This window comes from Bradyrhizobium sp. UFLA06-06 (genome assembly GCF_054820065.1).
The window spans coordinates 1-20,079 of record NZ_JADFUD010000072.1 but is presented as its reverse complement, the minus strand read 5'-3'; the positions used below and the strand labels follow the sequence as shown (position 1 = coordinate 20,079).

11 protein-coding genes and 7 pseudogenes are annotated in these 20,079 nt (G+C 60.1%); 3 read left to right on the top strand and 15 right to left on the bottom strand.

All coding sequences use genetic code 11. The features are described from left to right. Positions 1-272 precede the first annotated feature (272 nt). The 7 genes and pseudogenes from IF803_RS36435 to IF803_RS36405 form a co-directional block, all read right to left on the bottom strand. Positions 273-842 (bottom strand): annotated as a pseudogene (locus IF803_RS36435) (transposase); the annotation flags it as partial. Between the two features lie 270 nt (positions 843-1,112). After that, positions 1,113-2,155, bottom strand: a pseudogene (locus tag IF803_RS36430) (IS110 family RNA-guided transposase). 85 nt (positions 2,156-2,240) lie between these two features. After that, positions 2,241-2,735, bottom strand: a pseudogene (locus tag IF803_RS36425) (IS91 family transposase); the annotation flags it as partial. Then, positions 2,701-2,817: pseudogene (locus IF803_RS36420) on the bottom strand (tyrosine-type recombinase/integrase); the annotation flags it as partial. The pseudogenes IF803_RS36425 and IF803_RS36420, both read right to left, overlap by 35 nt. Before the next feature lie 32 nt (positions 2,818-2,849). Next, entirely contained in the window at positions 2,850-3,554 is a 705-nt protein-coding gene (locus IF803_RS36415) for a hypothetical protein (RefSeq protein ID WP_461195531.1), read from the bottom strand. Then, entirely contained in the window at positions 3,512-4,906 is a 1,395-nt protein-coding gene (locus IF803_RS36410; protein ID WP_461195530.1) for a recombinase family protein, read from the bottom strand. Before IF803_RS36410 ends, IF803_RS36415 begins: the two co-directional genes overlap by 43 nt. Positions 4,907-5,370: 464 nt before the next feature. Continuing rightward, positions 5,371-6,117 (bottom strand): annotated as a pseudogene (locus IF803_RS36405) (tyrosine-type recombinase/integrase); the annotation flags it as partial. Positions 6,118-6,773: 656 nt separating this feature from the next. On the opposite strand from IF803_RS36405, the gene IF803_RS36400 reads away from it, so the two are divergent. Beyond that, the gene (locus IF803_RS36400; protein ID WP_461195548.1) at positions 6,774-7,109 is read left to right on the top strand and encodes a hypothetical protein; all 336 of its coding nucleotides are present in this window, start codon (positions 6,774-6,776) and stop codon (positions 7,107-7,109) included. Then, on the top strand, positions 7,055-7,879 hold the full coding sequence (locus IF803_RS36395; protein ID WP_461195547.1) for a reverse transcriptase domain-containing protein: 825 nt from the start codon (positions 7,055-7,057) through the stop codon (positions 7,877-7,879). Before IF803_RS36400 ends, IF803_RS36395 begins: the two co-directional genes overlap by 55 nt. Positions 7,880-8,382: 503 nt before the next feature. On the opposite strand, the gene IF803_RS36390 is transcribed toward IF803_RS36395, so the two are convergent. The 8 genes and pseudogenes from IF803_RS36390 to tnpA all read right to left on the bottom strand — a co-directional run bounded on the left by IF803_RS36390 (position 8,383) and on the right by tnpA (position 17,581). Further along, entirely contained in the window at positions 8,383-9,252 is an 870-nt protein-coding gene (locus IF803_RS36390) for a LysR substrate-binding domain-containing protein (RefSeq protein ID WP_461195529.1), read from the bottom strand. Between the two features lie 203 nt (positions 9,253-9,455). After that, positions 9,456-10,530, bottom strand: a pseudogene (locus tag IF803_RS36385) (IS630 family transposase). Positions 10,531-11,614: 1,084 nt separating this feature from the next. Then, positions 11,615-12,262: an IS4/Tn5 family transposase DNA-binding protein gene (locus IF803_RS36380; protein WP_461195528.1), complete on the bottom strand. Its 648-nt coding sequence runs from the start codon at positions 12,260-12,262 to the stop codon at positions 11,615-11,617. A gap of 165 nt (positions 12,263-12,427) precedes the next feature. After that, positions 12,428-13,696, bottom strand: coding sequence for a glycoside hydrolase family 28 protein (locus tag IF803_RS36375; RefSeq protein WP_461195527.1), 1,269 nt, complete (start codon positions 13,694-13,696; stop codon positions 12,428-12,430). A 114-nt stretch (positions 13,697-13,810) separates the two neighbouring features. Next, positions 13,811-14,083 (bottom strand): hypothetical protein, encoded by a 273-nt coding sequence (locus tag IF803_RS36370; protein ID WP_461195526.1) that lies wholly within the window; start codon positions 14,081-14,083, stop codon positions 13,811-13,813. 578 nt (positions 14,084-14,661) lie between these two features. Next, positions 14,662-15,575 (bottom strand): annotated as a pseudogene (locus tag IF803_RS36365) (IS110 family RNA-guided transposase); the annotation flags it as partial. A gap of 354 nt (positions 15,576-15,929) precedes the next feature. Next, on the bottom strand, positions 15,930-16,871 hold the full coding sequence (locus IF803_RS36360) for an IS630 family transposase (protein WP_461195546.1): 942 nt from the start codon (positions 16,869-16,871) through the stop codon (positions 15,930-15,932). A gap of 317 nt (positions 16,872-17,188) precedes the next feature. Beyond that, positions 17,189-17,581 (bottom strand): IS66-like element accessory protein TnpA, encoded by a 393-nt coding sequence (gene tnpA / locus IF803_RS36355; RefSeq protein ID WP_461195525.1) that lies wholly within the window; start codon positions 17,579-17,581, stop codon positions 17,189-17,191. A 226-nt stretch (positions 17,582-17,807) separates the two neighbouring features. On the opposite strand from tnpA, the gene IF803_RS36350 reads away from it, so the two are divergent. Further along, positions 17,808-19,646: a hypothetical protein gene (locus IF803_RS36350; protein WP_461195524.1), complete on the top strand. Its 1,839-nt coding sequence runs from the start codon at positions 17,808-17,810 to the stop codon at positions 19,644-19,646. Positions 19,647-20,079: the final 433 nt, after the last annotated feature.

Genomic DNA, 20,079 nt, shown 5'->3' with positions numbered 1-20,079 from the left:
CAACGAAGCTGCGGAGTTATGGGCGTTATGGGAATAGTGCAGCGGGAACGGCTGCTGGGAAGGCGCGCACGTCGGCGAGGCATTCATCGGATGTGAGTGACCGCATTGATGGGGCCAAGAGCGCGATGCAGTGAGTGATTTGCTGCGCTGGGATGCGCGGCCGACGACTGGCAGGGTGTTTGGTGACGAACGCGGCCACGGCGACATCGTAACGCGGCGATGGTCGCCGTCAAGAAGGTGATCACAGAAGGGATGGACGGTGCAGGCGCTGGTCATGACGTATCACAATGAAATAGCTGATCGGTCGCACAGGCTCGCAGGACGACATCGATGCGTCGCATGGTGCCGCCGCAGTGTTGGCAGATGGGGATCTCGCATTTGACGATGGGATTGTCACCGGCTTCTTGATCAGTCGGAGCGTTGCGGACGTCAAGGAGTTGACGGCAAAGGGCGAGTCGGTCGTTGCGTCCGCATTGGCGAGGAAGCCATAGTGGCGGATGCGATGGAAGCGGTCCGGCAGGGTGTGCAGGAGAAGCGCCGCGTGAACTCGCCGGCATCAAGCGTCATCACCCTGGCTTTGCGATTCTGCCGATAGTCCTTCCAGGAAAAGCTCACCTTGCCATCGGCGAGTGAGATCAGGCGGCTGTTGGCGAAGGCGACGCGATGCGTATAAGGCAGCTTGCAGCTCTTGCAGAAATAGACGGCGGGACAGCCGAGAGAGGACGCGCACCGAGGAAGAAGCCGGGCCGGCAACCGACCCAGCGCGTCCCATCAAGCGAGTGTCCACCACCAGGCACGACAGTGGAGATGCGGATGGTGTGCAGGGTCTGGCCCCATATGTGGAACGGCCCGCGTGGCAAGAGCTTTTTCAGTCGATTTCACACATTGGAACGGTGCGGTCATATGTCCGGCCTTTTGCGCGCGGCACATGGCCGCTGGCCTCGATGAGATCCGCGACACGAGGAGCCAGATCAGGTATGCGCGCTTGAGCGCATTGGGGCCAGCGGCTTCACTCGTCTCGGGATTTCGTCCCATGGGTTCATCGCCTGTTGTTGCACCTTGCCCTCTGCCGGCCTGCGCCGGTCAGATCGTTTTGGCGGTCACTGCATCCATCAGCCGGCGACCGCGGTGATCACCAGTGGGTCGGGACGCCGGTACGTCCCGCCCTTGTTCAGAAGCGCCCAGATGATCCGCGCTGTCTTGTTGGCCTGCGCGACCGCTGCAACCTTGAACGGCCGCCTGGCGAGAAGCGCCTTCAACCACGGCCGCGTCCGAGCGTCGTTTCGGGCAACCCGCAAGACGGCTGTTGCCCGACGACCAGGAGAGTGCGGAGTTCCGGATTTCCCATCTTCGATATTCGTCCCAGCCGGTCCTTGCCTCCGCTTGAATGAGACCGCGGCGTCAATCCCAGCCAGGCAGCAAAGTGGCGAGCTGACTTGAACCCGCCCGGATCCGGCACAAGCGCCTTGATGGTTGCCGCCGTAATGGCGCCGACACCGGGGATCGTGGTCAACCGACGCATGTCCTCGTCGCGCTTGACCTCCACGACGATGGCGCGCTCGAGCCTGTCGATCTGGTCGGCTGAAGCTTCGATCTCATCGGCAATAGCCATCAGGGCGAAGCGCGCTGCTGCGGGCAGGCGAGCATCTGTCTCGTCCCGCACGACCGCGACCAGCGCCTCAATCCTTGCCAGGCCGGCGGTGCCGATGATGCCCAATTCGGCCAGATGCGCGCGTAGGGCGTTGACCGCCTGCGTTCGCTGCCGCACCAGAAGGGCGCGGGTCTTCAGCACCATCGCGGCAGCCTGCTGTTCGGCCGTCTTGATCGGGACGAAGCGCATGGTCTTTCGGGTCACCGCTTCGCTGATGGCCTCCGTGTCCGCCGCATCCGTTTTGCCTCGCTTGACGAAAGGTTTGACATAAGCCGGCGGAATGAGCCGCACCTCATGACCGAGAGCTGCGATCTCGCGTGCCCAATGGTGGGCGCTACTGCATGCTTCCATCCCCACCAGGCATGGTGGCAGTTTCTCGAAGAAACGCAGAACTTCGCTGCGCCGCAGTTTCCGGCTGAACACGGGCGAGCCCTCGGCATCAGCGCCGTGAACCTGGAAAACGTGCTTAGCCAAATCCAACCCGATAGTGATAACCTGTTTCACGGAACGGACCCTCCTTTGTGGCGTTCGAACAACGACCACGTTCTACCACTTTGATGCTGTTGGAGCGGGCCGTTCCACCACATCAGGTATGGAGCACGGCGGTCACGCCGAGTTGGGCGCCGAGATGCTTGGGGTCGGCCGCGATGGTGGTGAGCGTCTCGGCCGCGCAGCGGAACAAGATGGCATAGATCACCGCCTTGTTCTGGAAGGCAATCTTTCCGGCGGGAGCTGGCAAGGTGAAGACGACGTGGAAGTACGGCACGGGAAGGAGCTCGGCTTGTCGCTCGGCGAGCCACCGCGCACGCGCCGAGCCTTGGCCCTTCGGGCAATGTCGATTGCGACAGGAGTTGTAGGCGATGCGCGTAGCACCGCAGTCGTCGCATTGCTCGACATGGCCACCGAGCACCGCCGTCCGGCAGGCCGTGATGGCGCTCATCACGCGCCGTTCGACGCGGTCTAGGTGACCGACATGCGCGTGTCGAAAGGCTTCGTCATGGCGGCGGAATACATCCGCACCTCCAAGGGCGCCCCCATGACGCGCCCAATCAGCTGGGCGGAACGATCTCCAGTCGCAGGCGATCAAGCGGACTCGGGGTCTGGCTGATCGTTTTGGTGGCGACCTGAGTGTAGCGCGCCGTGCTCGACAGGCTGGCATGGCCGAGCGGTCGTGAGTCATAACGCACCTCGGCTTAACTCATTGAAAGTCAAAGACCTGCTGCATGGCATCCGGTGTTAGCGGAGGCTTCTGACGCTTTCCGCGGGCGAAGCCGGCCAGGTCCTCAGCTTTGATCACCCAAGGCGCGCCTGCGCAAGCTTGTCGGCCTTTGATGTCGCCGCGGCGGAGCATACGCAACGTCGTCATGTTGCAGACCCCGGTGAGTTTTGCTGCCGCTTCGAGCGTAATCTCGCCGCGCTCCGCCCACTCGCCGTCGCGGAAGACGGCGATGTCGTGGTGATTGCGGAAGCCGCGCACGCGCTCTTGCGTCCAGGCATTGCCGTGCCCGGTCTCGACGCCGGTGCGATTGAGCAGGCGCGCGATCTGCCGATCAGGCATCAGCCGCGCCAGCTCACGCACGAGCGCGATCGTGTTGTCGGGGATGCGCGGATTGTGTCGGCCGGCCGCATTCAGTCGCTGTTTGACTTGCAGTTGGGTATGGTTGCCGCCTTGCCAGTGCAGGACCGCATGGATGATTGCGCCGTCCTTGCGCACGACGATCTCCGTGAGTGCCGCGCGAAGGATACGTTTGCGCGTTGCGGCGGTTGCAGCGGGATGCGACCAGGCGCGCTCCAGACCAGCGCCGAGCGCCATCAACTGCTGGCGCTCCAGCCTGCCGAGCGGCGGCGGACGACGCGCAATCAGGGCGGCGATTTCTCCTTCGACCTTTGCGACAGCCTGCAATGCCTCGTTCCAGCGGCGCTCCAACTCGCCAGCGACCAGCCGGTTGGCCGGGTCGACGGCGTCGTACTGTCGGCGCGCATGCGCGGCTTCATAGCGCGCCTGCTGCAGCGCAGCTCCAGCTGGCGCTCGGCCGCGGTCGTCGTGCTCAACTGGGCCTCGATCGCTTTGAGCGCTGCCTCGATGCCGAGCGGCTTCAGGACACGCAGGACTTGATTGCTGATCACCGCATCGATGCTCAAGCCGCTGATCGAAATGCAGCGCGCGGCGCCGTGGTTCGTACGTGCACCATAGCAATTGTAGCGGCCGAGTTTGCCGCTGTAGTGCACATGGAGCTTGCGGCCGCAGTGGCCGCACCGCAGCAGTCCAGGCAGCACCAGCTCGCCTTCGCGGGCTGCTCCGCGAGCGAGAGCGCTGCTCATGCCGGTCGCATTGTTGGCGATCACCCCGAGATTGCGCTCGAACTCCTCCCAGGTGATGTAGGCCGCGTGGTGATCCTTGATCAGGACATCCCATTCGGCCATGGGCTTTTGCACACCACGCCGGATATGCTTGCGTCCACCTTCGACACTCACGCGGCTCGTCGTGCGCCCGAACGCGTAGGCACCTGCATAGATCGGATTGGTCAGGATGTTGTGCACGATGTTGTAGGCCGGCAGTCGCCAGACGATGCCGCGCGCCTCACCTTGGCGCGACTTGACGGGCAGCTCGATGCCCTCCTCTCTCAGCCAGATGTGCACCTGTCGTGCACTTTGCAGCTCGGCGAATTTGGTGAAGACTAGCTGCAGGGCGTCCTGCACGCGTTTGTCCGGATTCTTCTCTATGCGATCGCGACTGGTCTTCACATAGCCGGCGGCGACACCGAGGACCAGCGCGCCGCGGCGCGCCTTCTGCTTCAGCGCTTCCTGCGAGCGCTGGCGGAACATCGACAGTTCAAGCTCGCTCATCGTGCCCTTCATGCCCAGCAGCAGCCGATCGTTGGGATGGCGAGGATCGTAGATTCCGTCCTCGTCGACGATGAGCGTTCCGACCAATCCACAGAACTCGATGAGCGTATGCCAGTCGCGGCCATTTCGGGCAAGACGCGACGCCTCTATCGCGAACACAGCGTCGACACGGCCGTCGCAGATCGTTGCGAGCAGCCGCTCGAAGCTGGGACGCGCGATGCCGCCGCCCGAGCGGCCGAGGTCGTCATCAATGACATCGACGTTGCTCCAGCCAAGCTGCTTGGCGCGATCGACGAGGCCGTATTGCCGCCGCCGGCTCTCATGATTATGTGCGAGCTGGTCTGCTATCGATTGCCGGATGTAGACGCAGGCACTGCGGGCGAGATGTTCGGTCGTGATCTTGGTCATCGCAGCTCGCCCCACTTGCCGCCTTTGCCAGCGCCGCCGCGATCTCGCACAGCAGCACTTCGATGACCGTCGCGCGCTCGCTCTTTTGACTTGTACGCAGTTCGACGCACGGTCGCCCGGCTTCGGACAGGCTTGGCTGGAGATTCTCGGATCGGTGCGTCATTCTCTGGTTGCTCTGCTTTTGATTCGGACGCGAGAAAGCCTAGAAGCGTATCGACCACGTTGCGTAGGGAGCGAAGAATATCGAGAGGAAAACGCGGCTCGTCGCCGATCTCGAATCGGGACGCAGCCTCGTCGGTCACACTGAAAGGCACGCGAAGGTGCCGTCAAGTTGGTGCACGACAAGAAACGCGGCGCCGCCTCGCTCGAGCCGCCGCCTGACGCGTACGGTCTCGCCGAAGCGAGGATGAAATCGGTAGGTGATGCGTGCTTCAGCTTGTTGTTGGCGGGTAGTATGTCGCCGTTCCGAGCAGCACCTGGATGACGCGGATATCGGCGCCGTTCTCCAGAAGATGGGTCGCAAAACTGTGCCGCAGCGTGTGCACCGTCACGTGCTTGCTCAGGCGAGCTGCGGTGCGAGCTGAGCGGCAGGCGTGCAGCACGGTGGGCTCAAGCGGCTGCTCGCCATCGCGACCAGGAAACAGCCAGCGCGTTGGTCGAGTCAACCGCCAATAGGCCCGCAAAATCCTCAGAAGCTGTGGTAAGAGCATGACGTAACGGTGCCTACCGCCTTTGCCCTGCTCCGACCCGGATCACCATCCGCTGGCTGTCGATATCCGCGACCTTGAGGAAAAGGACTTCCGATACCCGTAATCCGGCGGCATAGACCGTCGTCAACGCAATCCGGCTCTTCAGGCTCGGGATCGCCTCCAGAAAGCTCACCACCTCGTCGGCACTCAGCACGACCGGCAGCTGCGTGGCTCCCGCGCGTTGGCGATGCGCTCCGGGGTCGTGCTGCAGCTTAACGTCACGCCGTAGAAAAACCGCAACGCACAGACGGTCTGGTTAAGCGCAGGCCATGAGATTCCCATCGCCACCAGATAAACCTGGAACGCGTGGACATGCTCCAAGCCTAGATGGTCGGGAGATCGGCCAAAATATCGGCTGAACTTCGATACCGCGTTGAGATTTGATCGTTGCGTCGCCGGCGACAGATTGCGGACCACCATGTCCTCGATCATGCGTCGGCGGAGAGGGCTCATCTGGGCCATCGAAAAACCTTCTGTTTGAAGGGGTGGGCTCTGAAAACCCTCGATCCACTCAGACAGGAGAAGGAAGCGTGGATCAAAGATGCGGGCCGATGAACAAGAACCGGATATGAGGCGCCAGTGTCTGACGAGCGGGCAACACATCGCGAAGTCCATATCCATCAAAGACGCGAAGCGTAGATCCGGCGGTCGTGCATCGAAGGCGATTGAACTTACCCCGGGAGATCTGCCCGGCGTCGCTGTACGGCGACTGAGACGACCGTGAGGTCGTCTGACCACCTGGCAGAAGTCAGCAGAGGGCGTAATAGGTCATGCTGTCGGCGAAGCTATTGAGGCACTCCAAAGCTGAAAAGCGGAGCACGGATAGGCGGAGCCGGAAACGATGGCTGAAGACCCGAACGAGTGAGAGAGGCAAGTAGGACCGGCACCTCATGAACGGAAAGCGGCAGACAAACCAGCAACAACGGGCCTCAGGTACGGAGGGTCGGGGTGAAACCCCGGCTGCAGCGACCGGAGGAGCCGAACCGTCGGTGGCGATGACGGCGACCGAAAGCCGGGCTTTCCCAGAACCTCTGATGGAGGAGGTGTGTAGCCGCGAGAACCTTCAAAGAGCGTGGAAACGCGTTCAAGGAAACAAGGGAGGTCCTGGTGTCGATGGGATGACCATCGACGTCGCCAAGGCATTCCTGCGTGAGCACTGGCCAGCAATTCGGCTCCAATTGCTCAACGGGAACTATCAGCCACGGCCGGTTAAGCGGGTGGAAATGCCGAAACCGGATGGTGGGGTCAGAAGGTTCGGCGTTCCCTGTGTCGTCGACCGCCTGATTCAGCAAGCCGTGCTGCAGGTTCTTCAAGAACAATGGGATTCGACGTTTTCCGAGCGCAGCTACGGATTCCGGCCGAGACGGTCGGCGCATCAGGCCGTAGCCCCTACAACGTTGTGGTGGATCTCGATCTGGAAAGATTTTTCGACCGAGTCAACCATGACATCTTGATGTCGCGCGTCGCCGCGCGGGTGACCGACAAGCGCGTGCTCAAACTCATCCGGGCGTTCCTGAACGCCGGCGTGCTGGAGGACGGCCTGATCAGACCGGTGGAAGAGGGGACCCCTCAGGGTGGACCGCTCTCGCCCTTCCTCAGTAATATCGTGCTCGACGATCTCGACAAGAAGCTGGCTCGACGTGGCCATCGGTTCTGTCGCTATGCGGACGACTGCAACATCGATGTTCGCAGTCATCGCGCCGGCGAGCGGGTCATGGCCTCGATCACCCGGTTCCTGACCGACAAGCTCCGGCTAAAGGTCAATGAGGCCAAGAGCGCGGTGGCACGACCGGAAGGGCGCAAGTTCCTGGGGTTCAGTATTGCGAACGATGGAAGCGAGCGACGCATTGCGCCGAAAGCGCTCGCTAAGTTCAAAGACCGAGTTCGGGACATCACATGTCGGATACGAGGCACCAATCTGGAAAGGATTATCAAAGACCTCTCGCCTTACCTCATCAGATGGCGCGGGTACTTTGGGTTCTGCCAGACTCCTCGCGTGCTCACAAACCTGGAAGCCTGGATTCGCCGGAGACTGCGAATGTTCTCCGGCGACAATGGCGGAACGGGCACAAGCGATTCACGGAGCTTCGCCGCCTCGGCCTTGCGAAGTTCGCCGTTGCCGCCGGTTCGCCGACGGGGCTCTGGCGAATGTCCGGGCACCCGGCGGTCCAGCACGCCCTGCGCAACCACTTCTTTGACGCTCTCGGTCTCCCCCGAATACTGATTCCTGGGCCAGCTTAACTCAGTCGAACCGCCGCGGTACGGACCCGTATGCCGGGTGGTGTGGGAGGGGTGGCGTCGCGAGACGTCCCCCTATCCCGATCAATCCTTAGAGTCCACACCGCCTAGCCGATCAGGTTGCAAGTAACCAGCGGCGGCGAAGTAGTTTGTGGCAATTTTCCATGTCGATCGACATCAGAACGGTGTCTACCCGCGCGAAGGCGTCAACTTCGATGTATCGACTCTCGTAGACTGTGGGTGCAACCCTCGTGAATTTGGACCGGTACTTAGCGTTGGGCACACGTCCAACGGCGTGCTTAGGCCCCTCGGCGGCCAACTTTGCGATTGATCGCCTCGCCGCCTATTAATGGTCCAGTCGCTGACATCGCCGCTGGTCCGTTTGCGGGCACTCTTGTTTCGACCAACCCGGGACACTTTGGCAATGTGGTCGCACTTTATAGCTGATTGTGACGCTACAGTTATATGGCTTTCTAGGGGTTAGAATTGCTACCGGGTCTGACCGACAATCGCCGTCAATAATTCGCGAATAAGCGGAGAATGTCGACGCTTCTTGAGACACGCTAGGCGAAGTGTTCCAAAGACTCGAAAATCCGCGAACCTCGCAATCCTATATTCTTTTCGTGGCTCGATTTCGTCAGCCGACACAATTCCGATACCAATCCCAGCGGCGACCGCGGCGCACACGCCTTCGCAACTGCCAATTTCAAGAATGCGACCGGGCACATAGTTGTGACGACGGAGTTTTTCTTCTGCTAGGTGACGCGTTTCAGATCCCAGTTCACGCATCAAAAGAGTCTCCGACTTGAAGGCTTCCCGGTCAATAATGCCCTTCCTGTGAATACGGTGCCCGCTGTGTGCGATAAGAACAATTTCCGGCGAGGAGAGCGGAAACATATCACATGCTGGGTGATCTTCATGAGCTCCAAGGAAACCGACGTCAATACTGCAATCGATGACATCCGACAGGATTTCCTCCGAGTTGGCAAATGTTAGTTTGACATCCACGTTCGGGTAACGCTGATGAAACTTGCTGAGTATGTTTATTGCACTACGCGGCGCGATAGCGCCGATCCGTATGATGCCGTCGCGAAGCTTACCAGCACTGGCAAGAAGATTGCTGGCATCTTCTTCGAGCTGAAAGAGAGCCTGCGCGATCTCAAAGAGACGCTCTCCGAGTGGCGTCAGATGAGACGTGCGTCCTCTGCCGCGAAAGAAGAGTTCGACATCATAGCGCGCCTCGAGATTCTTTATCTGTGCCGTAATTGTAGGCTGTGAGCGATTCAAGATCCGAGCTGCGCGAACAAATCCGCCCCCCCGCGCTACAGCTGTGAACGCTCTCAATTCAACCAAATTCACGTTCTACCCCATAGAAGCGACCTATATTTACCCTCGAAGATCAATTTCCGTCAATCGGGCGACCCGTTAACTACACCGCTGAATGTTGGTCGAGGCAAACTGCCTGGCCGCGGTCGTGTGTGCGGCCGGGCTTCGGTGCAGTTTCCGCGCGTTTCCTTGATCGTCCGCTTTTACGGGTGAGGTCGTCCGTGAAGAACCCGGAATCAGACCTGAGTGATACGGCGGCCTTTGAAGCGGCGTTGATGGAGCTTTTTCTTGGTCCAGACGAAGGGCTCGGCTTTGTCGTTGTACGCGTTGACGTAAGCATCGATGTGTTCCTGAAGCTGCTTGAGGCTTGTGAAGGAGGTTCCGCTGAACGACTGCCCCTGCAAGATCGAAAACTATAGCTCGACCTGATTGAGCCAGGACGCACTTGTCGGCGTGAAATGAAATTGCACGTTGGGGGGCCTTGAGCCAATGTTCGTTTTTCTTGTGGGTGTTGAGGTTGTCGAGGATGGCGGGAAGCTTTCGGCCCGGAAAGACCGCGGTGACGCTGTTCATGAAGTCGAGAAACTCGATGCGGCGACGACGTTTTGAACGAGCCGCAATGATCTTTCCAGTGGCGACTTCGGGCGCCGCAAACAATGTTGTGGCGCCATGCCGCTTGTAATCGTGGTTCTGGCCGGTCAAGACGCGACCATTGGGCAACTTCAGATAAGCCTGCGCTCGCTCCAAGGCCTGGATCGAGGGCTTCTCGTTCACGCACAGCACACACGCATAGCACAATGGCCTTCGCGGGCGGGCGACGTAGAGGCCAACAACATCGGCGGCTTTGCCCGTAAAGTTCGGATCGGTGCTTTCGCACCAGGACTTGCGAGCCGCGAGGTCAATCTTATGGCTGCGTAGGAATCGCCAGACATATTGGACGTCAACATCGCGCAGCATCTCGGCCAGCAGAGGGCCAATCCAGCGCGCAAACCCTTGCGGGCGCGGCTTATCCAGCAGCTTCAGAATGCGCTTGTCGGTCGTCTTCGTATAAATCGGCTGCTTGCTAGGCCGCGGCTTGTCTTTCAGCCCTTCAAGGCAATGGTCGGCATATCGATGCCGCCAAAGGCTGACAATCCGCAGCTGGACTCCAACTTTCTTGGCGATCGACCGGGTGCTGCGGCGCTCCGCCGCCAGCAGAGCTATCCGCGCCCGCTTCAAATCGCGCTGCAACGTCACCGGTGAGCGACAACGCGCCTCAAGTACCTTGCGATCTTTCCTCGAAAGGTGGACTTCTTTTGCTTCGGGTATCATCCATATCAATGGAATCGCGCTATGTGACTCCATTGCGCCGACAAGTCGCTCGGCGTTGTTGGGCTGGGCTCGATTGGTGCGACCATCGCCCGGCGCGCGAAGGCGAAACATATCCGTGCCCGTCGAAGGTGTTGACAGGCTATTTCCCTCCGATGCGCTTGACGATCTGCTGCCGCTCCGTAATTTCGTGGTGCTCGCGGTGCCCTCGACGCGGATACGGTCGGTCTCATCGGCGAGCACGCTGCGCGATGCTTTTCCGATCAACATCGTCTAAGGCAAGGCCCTGCAAGGCGGCACAATCAACGGCGCGATACTGGACCTGTTTAAGCAAAAGCCGCTGCCGCGGGACAGCTCTCTGTGGGCATGCTGAACGTGATTGGGACGCCGCACATGGCGGGAGGCCTTGGGCCTCGACAGGAGGTCGCCGAATGCCGGCAGTGCTTGATTTGGCTGGAGCTTTTGAAGCGCGGACGAGCGCGATTCTGAAAACGGCAGGGGAAATAATCCGATGGATTTCGCCGTCGTCGGTAGCAGTGATGCCGGATCGCGCTTGCCGTGCAGGGAGCAGATACTTCTGCATCGATATAATCACGCAAAATAGGCCGACTGGAACTTCGATTTTGTATTGGGCCTTTGGCTGTCTCTTATACACATCTGACGCTGCCGACGAACGATGTGTATAAGAGACAGCCTCCGAGCCGCGCGATCTTGACGACATAGTGCCAGAGCGTACTTCGTCGAGAGCGATCGTCGCCCCCCTGTCTTTCACCAAATGATCAAGAAGCCTGATTTCGGGATCTGTCAGCGCCGTTTGCGGTAAGGCATTCGGCGAGGAACGATTGAGCATCGTCATCCAGAAGAGCGCCAACTCACAATGCAGAAAACCGCGATCAGATTGACCAGACGCTCAGCGGTTCGCAATTTCGACTCCTCCGCCTTGCAGCCCGATTTGAGTATTTTATGGAAGACTTCGATCTTCATCGTCCAGGGGCAGCGAGAAGGTCGGTCGATTGCCGTAAATTCTCCAGCCAGCGGATGTTCTCCTTATGCTCGATCGGAACCCGTGTCGGATTGATCTTTCGCTTCAGCGCCGTCGTCCCCCTGAACTTCTTGCGTGTCCAGAACTTGATTGCCGCCAGTCCGAGCGGAAGCCCTCGGTCGTTACGGCGAGGCTCGAATGCATCAGGATGCCGCATTGCGTGCGCCCTGCCGTCTTGCTCGTAAAGCCAATCAGATCTGGCTTCTCGCGCTTGAAGCTGAATTCTGTCGTGTCATGAAGGACGAGGATCGGTCCCTCCGTCGCCGTTACGCGCCCGCGCGTCGCCTCGAAATGACCGCAAAGAATATCCGCCTCGTTGACCCGTTCGTTGGAGAAGAAGCGATAGGCGGCCTTCGTGTTGGCCCAGTCCTGACAAACCACCGGGATGCTTGACCCATGTCGCTCCCGATTTGTGCGGGCAATTTGCAGCGCCGCATGATGGCGTTCAAGTGATGTTGCATCTCGATGTGAAGAGAGCGGTGCGTAGAGCCCGCAGGGACGACTTCGAGATTGCGATCGTCCCATAAATGAGAGGAGGCTGACCAGTCGTCCGTTCCTTAATCGCGGGCACAGTGTCAACCCCCGGATAGATGAAAATGATCCGCTGCCGGGTTCATGGTTCTTTCCGCGGTCGTATCGTGAAAGCACGTCGGCGGGCTGAACATGGCCGAGATCGGCGTCCGCGCGACCCATTGTCTCGACGGCCGCATCGACAGCTACCAGGGCCTCGTTGTCGAGACCACCGTCGGGGAAAAACGTCGCGATACCGAACAGGCTCGCATCCTTGGATGTTCACAACCGAAAAAGCGCGGCCAAAACAGCCATCCAAGGCCCATGGTCAAATCAAGAGTTCAAGAGTCAAAATCTCTGTTTACCGGTACTTGGTACCCGTTCCCCAGCTCGATCCGGCAGGGGCGGTGACACACCGGAACTTCCAACGGTCACGTCTGCATTTTCTACCTGCCAGGTCGCGCTATCGGCAAATCGCACATCGTCGAGTGTAATTTCAAGGGCATGATCCTGGTCCAGCCCGCGCATCAGCAGGGTACCCTCACTGCCACGCACACTGCGCAGAACGATCTGGTGATAAGCCGGAATGCTGTGGCCCCTAGCTTGAGGATCGTGGGTATCGAATATGATCGGCCATCGGTTGCCGCGCAGGCGCACATTCTCATAGGTTACCTTCTCCACCAGGCCGCCCCGGCTGACATCGCTCTTGATGCGCAGGCCCGACGTCGTGCCGTCGAGGGTCAGGCCGCGCACCAGTATGTCGCTAACACCCGAGCTCACCTCGTTGCCGATCGACATGCCGTGCCCCCAACCGAAGCAGTTATCGATAATGGAGACATAGCGGGTGGGACCATTGTCGTCGGCCTTGATCGCCACATTATCGCCTCCAGTGCGGATGTTGCTGTGGGTGATGGTCACATCGTGGCTGGCGCCTGCATCAATGCCGTCGGTGTTGCGGGTGTTGGCCGGTGCATCGATGGTGATGCCCCAAAACGTGGCACCTTCGACCCGGTTCATCGCCACGTGGAAATTGGGCGCATTGCGCAAGGTGATGCCGTGGAAGGTAATGTCCTTCGCATGGTCGATCTGGATCAAACGCGGTACGTTCTGGTTCCCACCCTCGGTTTGTGCGCGGAAGGCCAGCCGCCACCAAACGGTGCTGCCGAGCGCGAACGCGCCGCCCAGGCCGTCGATGATGCCGTCGCCATAAATGCCGCCGCCGTACGTTTTGGAAAAGCTGATGAACGGCCGACAGCCGTCGCCTTTGTCGTCGATGGTACCACAACTTCCAAAGCCCTTGTCATAGGCAGTCGGCACGGGGATGGCAAAGAGCGTGGCATTGCGCTCGATCCAAAGCGTAACGCCCGATTTCATCTCGAGTGGACCCGACCGGAACGCCCCGCCTGCCAAATAAACCGCTGCGCCAACGGGGCAATGGTCAATGGCGTCTTGCAGCCTGGCCGTATCGTTTTTGCTGGAGGGGACCAGGCGGGCACACACCTGTCTGGGCGCGACAGGTTCGGCGACAGTCCGGCGGTCTTGGGCCTGGGCGGCGGGGCAAAGAGCGATCGCGGCAACCGTGGACAGCACGGCCCGGCGGCAGAAAAGGTTTGTCATCAACACCCTCGTGCGTTTGCGCCATCTAGGCGACGTAATCTGTCCCGGAGCTGAACGCCAGCCAATTCTGGCTGGCAGTCAGGGAGGCATGCCAATGAAGCGCCAACGGTCCTGCTAGCGCTCATTCTCTTCCCAATTGCAAAAGCCCAGGCGCTCAGGCCTGGTCTTGACGCAAAGTCCACGATTTCCCGCGAATTGGTCATGACGTTGAACCCGGCGGCGCACAGTTTGTAGCCGGTGGCAGTGTCCGGGGTCGTAATTCTCTGCTCGGCTGGCCGAGCCGACATCGGTGGTCCGTCCCAGGTTGGAGTCGCGCAACAGGATAACGCCGCCGGAATTGTTGGCGCGCAAATCGATGTCCGGCCATTCGATGTTGTTGTTCTCCATGGCGTTGATGCCGGCGCGGGGGTTTCAGGAACACTCCAGATGCTGGGATTGCGGCTCTTGCTTCCAAGCAGCGTGTCATGGAGACCCCGATGGGAGCATGTCGGAGGCAAGTCGCGGTGACCTTGCCGAGGAACGTCGGCGATCTTTATCCGTGTTGTATTCGCCCGCCAGCGCGGCGCCGGTGATCAAGGTCAGGGTCGCCATGCCCACCGCCCTGGTCGTCCTGAAAGTCCAATTCTTCATGATTGTCTTTCGTTGCAGTCGAGCCCTGCGGACTCCGATAAAGCAGGGAGCTGGACAGTGTTGGCAAGCAGCACAGCAAAAGCTGTGCCAATCGTCCGATGTCCTGCACATGGCAGCCGCTGCGTGGATAGCTGGTCCCAGCGAACGCACAGGACCTCCTTTCTATCCAAAAGCAGACTCTCGCTTGTTTAGTATCCAACAACAAGTTGCGAACACGACATTGCACACGAAAAACTGTAACAATTTCGCGGTTTCCCGCTGGCCCAAATCCTGTAGCGCCACACGCTCTCCGCAAGCCCGCGACGACCGCACCTTGCACCAAACCATTATAGCCTCGCCTCGATCCAGGACTTGAGCCTATAGTGGTCCCAATGCTTTGGCCCGAGCTTGACCAGCACGACCCAGGCCGCCTGAACCAACAGGGCACGCAGATAGCGATTGCCGCGCTTTGATATGCTGCCGAGCATTGTCCGGTCTCCCGTCGAGATTTGTTTCGGTACTAACCCGAGCCAGGCGCCGAAGTCGCGGCCTTTGGAGAATACGTCGCTGGTGCCGATCGTGGCCACCATAGCGCTTGAGATGATCGGGCCGATGCCGGGGACCGTCATCAACCGCTCGCTGGTCTTGACGGGCGAGCGTTTCAATCTCGCCGGAGAGGCTTTCGATGCGCGCATCCAAGTGGCGCCAGTCTGCTGACAGGTCTTCGAGGATGCGCACCATGCGAGGCGAGACGAGAGGAAATCGGTTCGCGTCGCCGGGATGCCTGGCAGCTCGGCGCGCAGGAAACGCAGCCCTTGCCGGACTACAATATCCCGCTCCAGCAGGAAGGCGCGGATCTGATTGATGATACCGGTACGCTGACTGACCAAGCGTTCGCGGACGCGGTGCAGGGCTTGTAGTAGGTCAAGTTTTCGGCAGTCTTGGTCGCAACGAACTTCATGGTCGGGCGTTGCACCGCCTCGGCGATCGCCTCTGCGTCGCGGAAGTCATTCTTCTGTCCCTTTGAATACGGCCGCACGTATTTGGCGGGCATCAGCCGCGGATCGTGGCCGAGCATCTTTAACTTGCGGCTGAGATGATGCGCGCCGACGCAGACCTCCAAGCCGATCAGGCACGGCGGCAGGCTGGCAAGTCGCGCTTCGACCTGGCCACGCGACCATTTCTGTCGCAGCACGATCGCACCACGGTGACGGTGTCCTACGACGTGGAATGAGTTCTTGCCGATATCACGACGATTGCACAGCTGGATTTCTGAGACATGGCGTGCCCTCTGTCTTCGGTGCCCCGAACCAGCTTTGATCACTGGCGGGGCTGGAGCACGGCCGGACCATCCCACTATCGGAGATGATTATTACGGGAAGTCCGCCGCATAAAAAGGAAAAAATCAGCCACCGGGAGCCTATGACGAGGACGAGGGGCCTAATTTTTTTCCCATTTCGAAAGTGAAGCCAAGGAGGGCCCATGCCGCTGCGGCCGGGATCTCTGGATTGCCAAGACCAAACGGCTGCATCTTCCTTCGCACTAGCCGGCTCATCCATAGCTTCAATCACAACCGAGCCCGGATCAGGATCCTGAGCTCCAATGACCCTAGAGCGTGGTGAGTTTAGGTTTGGTCATATCCGGCGTTGGCGAAGTAATTTGCGCATTCGGTCGGTGAGACGGTTTTGAGGATCGGAGCGATAGCATCGTAGACGGCTTCGGTGGTTCGCTGTGCGGCTTTGCGGAGCCTGTGCTTGAACTTGGCGAAGAACTGCTCGATCGGGTTGAGATCAGGCGAGTATTTCGCCAGGTAGAAGAGCCGGGCGCCGGCGGCACGGATGGCGCGACGCACTGCTTTGGCCTTGTGCGAGCCGAGATTGTCCATGATGACGATGTCGCCGTGCCCAGGGTCGGGACCAGAACCTTCTCGGTGTCGAGAAGGAGAGCTTCGCCGGTTGATCGGCCCTTCGATGAACCACGGAGCGGTGATGCGATCGTGGCGCAAGGCGGCCAGAAAGGTCATGGTCTGCCAGCGGCCGTGCGGCACCTTGGCTTTGATGCGTTGACCGCGCGGCGCCCAGCCCCGCAACGGCGCCATGTTGGTTTTGGTCCAGGTCTCATCGATGAACACCAGGCGGGAGGGATCGATCCGATCTCGATACTTGGTCCATTGCGCCCGCCGACGGGCGACATCGGGACGGTCCAGCTCGGCGGCAATCAGCGTCTTTTTTTTACGGAGCTTCTCTGCGTGGACGAACTCCCACATCGTACGATAATCGACTTTGAGGCCACGCTCAGCGAGTTCGGCCACCAACCCGCGCACGGTAAAGTCGTTCCGGCACCGTTGCATCAGCCATTCGCGGTGCGCCCCCGCAATCTTCTTTGGCCTATAGCCGCCAATTTGGTCCGGCTTGACGCTGCCGGTCTCGTGGAAGCGCTGTATCCAGTTGATCGCCGTGCTGATGCCCACCCCAAATTGGGCTGCCGCCTGATGCCGCGACAGGCCGCCTTTGATGACAGCTCTCACCACCCGCTCACGAAGGTCGTCCGAATAGGGTGGTCCCATCCATGCAGGCCTCCTTCCCAGCCAGCATGTTGAATCAGAAGTCTTCGGATTTGGGAATCTTGAGGGTTTTGTGAGGTCGCGTGGCAGGCGAGCCGCGCGCGGTGTCGTGCGTGCGACCTCATAGAAGCCGGATTGAACGAAGCCGCGGGTTGTTTTGGCGCTATGGGGAAAGTTGCCGCGGCGTGGTGGCGAGACTGCTCTGGCGACGGCCGCGCAATTGATGCAAAGCGCTGTTTTGGCCGCCAGGCTCTGCATGCCGTGGCGCATGTCGGTGTGGCCGGTGGCGATCCAGACCCTGACGCCGCTCGGGATCGGGATCATCGCCGCCTCAGAAGCTCAAGGACGCGCTGCAGCGCCTCGGCGTCCACGTCACGGTCAACGCGCATCCGACAGCCGTCAAGTTCGATCTCGATTACGCCGGCCTTGGTGCGCTGCGCAGGAAGCGAACGCGGCAGTTGCGGTGCGCACGTCGATGCCGGAGCCGGCGTAGGCGTGATCTCGACAGGTACGAGGGCCGACACGGCCTCGCCGCCCAGGCGGCCCTGGCGCGCCTGCCGACGCCAGGTGAACAGCAGGCTTTGAGCTAATCCATGTCGGCGGGCAACGCCGCAGACCGTCTCGCCAGCTTGCAAGGTCTCTTCGACTAGACGAACCTTCTCGTCGCAACTCCACCGGCGCCGACGTTCAGCGCCTAAAACCTTGACCTGCATTCGCTACATGACCTTAAGGCTAGACTTAAGGTCAAATCCTCAAACGAATCGCCAAACCGCACAAGGCGGCCTCCGCCGGAGCGATACGCTTCAGGTCCATCTCGCTCCGACTACAAACGCTACCAATTTTGGGAGGAGATTGCGGGGCTCCGGTCAGTTAGAAGCTCCTTGAGGCCGATCTCCATTGGAACGGGCCTCATCCTACAAGGCTGGCAGGAATGGGCCCATGCCAAGAGATAACCATCTTGCCAACGGAAAGACGGTGGCAGTCGTGGTGGATCGAACTTTGCTGGCTCTATCTGCCGTAACCACAGCAATCCTTTTCGCTTGGGTGCTATACTACAGCAGTTACGGTCTCAATCTCGCCGACGAAGGATTGTACCTCAACTACATCGCGAACCCATTCGCCTACGCAGTCAATAGCCCGCCGTCGCTCTTCGGCTTCGTCTATCACTGGCCATATCAGTGGGCGGGCGGCGACATCGCAGTGCTTCGCATGGCGAACGTCACGCTTACCGTGGCGCTGGGTTGGATTCTCAGCTTCCTTGTGATCCGGCGCCTCTGGACAGTGGGCCGGCCGCATGCGGCGGTGCTATCGGCAGGGATCGCCAGCCTGGCATTATGCAACCTTTCCGGCTGGTGGCTCACCCCCAGCTACTACTCACTGACCTTTCAATCGCTCTTGATGGTGATGATTGGCTTGCTGTTAGCCGACCGGCCAGGCCGCATGCGCCAGATCTTGGGGTGGATTCTGGTCGGCGTTGGCGGCTGGTGCTGCTTCATGGCCAAGCCGACCTCCGCTGCGACCGTTGCCCTCGTCGTTATGCTCTATGTCGTCGTTTTGCGACGAAAGTCGCTGCTGCTCATGCTTGGCGCGGCGCTGGTCGCTCTCGCTCTACTGATCATTACCGCCTACTTGATCGACGGCGGCATCACCGGGCTGGTGACGCGTATGATCAACAGCGCTGAAATGGAACGCCTGCTGGGTGCCGGGCGCGAGGTGTCTCTCATGTTTCGGATCGACTGGCCTCCTACCACCCGCTCGCAACTCGCTATCGCTGTGTTAGTGGCGATTGCCCTTCTGCTCAGTATTCTCGTGGGGTCTACGCACAAGTTGCTCCCATCGCTGGTTCTCGCTGCGGTGTTGATCTTAACAATAGCGATTGCGCTGCTGGGGACCGATCCGATCAGCATCAAGCCGTCGATCCTGTTCCTGGTGCCGGCCTTCACATGCCTTGGCGCGATATTCTATCGTGACGGATTGGTTCTGCGCGCCCAAGCTCCCACCAGCATCGCGCTAGCGCTAACCTTTTTGGTCCTGCCGCACCTGTCCGCACTGGGCTCCGCTATGAATTACTGGAACCACGGTTCGATGGCCGCCTTGTTCTGGATGCTCGCGGTCATTGCTCTCCTGAGCCCTCTCGCGCAACAGGGACGCGGCGCCGCTACCTTACTGCCCCTGACGGTTGTGGCACAGTTGCTCACTGCATCACTCGTCAATAGTAGCATCCTCAAGCCGTTCCGTCAGGTTAAAGATCTGCGCGCTTATACCGCTGTCATGCCCATGCCGGGTGGCGGAAAATTGGTACTCTCGCAATCCCTCCGCGACTATCTGGCCTCGGCCAGAGCTCAGGCTCGTGCGGCCGGCCTTGAAGTCGGTACCCCGCTGGTCGATCTCACTGGCCTCTCGCCGAGCCTGCTGTATGTGCTCGAGACGCGAGCGCTCGGTCTACCATGGCTAATGGGCCCATATCCCGGCAGTGACGCAGTCGCTGTGGAAACGCTCGGACTTGAAAACTGCGCCGATCTGGCCAAAGCGTGGGTACTGGTCGAGCCGGAGGGCCCGTATCATCTTGACCAAGCCAGTGTCATGGCCTCCTTTGGAGCCGTGCAGGCGGACTACATCGTCGCCGCTACGCTCGCCCCTCCCGTCTCTGACGATGATAATCCGAATTCTGCTAGGCAGTTTCTGATCAAGCCCGTACGTCCCGCCGCGCTGGCGGAGCAATCCTGCCGTGAAGCCAGGCGACGACGGCCGGATAGCCAGAAATGGAGCCAATGGTGAAAGCTGTGATCCTCGCGGGTGGCCTTGGAGCTCGAATCTCCGAGGAAACCAACCAACCTTCGGCCCATACCCATGATCGAGATCGGCGGCAAGCTGATTCTGTCGAGCATCCTCAGAATCTATTCGCATCAACGATTTCGTCATCTGATCCGTCCACAAGGGATACTTGATCAAAGAAATACATTGCCATCCGCTTGCTGCACGTGTCGCACCATGAGGAGAGTAAGCCTCCGAGGAAAGACGCCTTGCGACGGGCTAGCCTGATGGTTGAGAACTGTACGTATGGACAGCCATACGATCAGTGCGCTGAAGCGGCTCGAAGTGGTGGAGACAGGCCGACGGCGTGCCGGTTGCGGGTGAGCGTCATCCGGCGACCACGCACTGAGGGTTGATCTGGTCGGCTAGGAAGATCTCGTGGATTGGTTCGTCACGA